Here is a 229-nt window from a genome sequence, read left to right on the forward strand (position 1 = left end):
CATTGTTTTTTTTGATCGCAATGCCGCTCGCGGCAGGGTGGATTAAGCCGAACAGGCTTTATGGCGTTAGAACAAAGACGACGTTGAGCAATGTCACCACTTGGTATCGCTGCAATCGGCTTTTCGGCATAGCACTGATGCTGACCAGTGCCTCCTATTTGGGGGCCGTGGGCTACTGCTATCTGCACGATATTGCCGTGGCACGCGTGGTCCTGCTCATAGCGTTCGT

General features: G+C 53.3%; 1 protein-coding gene. It reads left to right on the forward strand.

Features of this window, described 5'->3' with window-relative positions; translation table 11 throughout:
* The coding region (locus tag SB822_RS61610; protein ID WP_410859735.1) for an SdpI family protein at positions 1-229 on the forward strand (229 nt) is incomplete at both ends.

The organism is Paraburkholderia sp. SIMBA_054 (assembly GCF_046534875.1).
Lineage (GTDB): Bacteria > Pseudomonadota > Gammaproteobacteria > Burkholderiales > Burkholderiaceae > Paraburkholderia > Paraburkholderia hospita.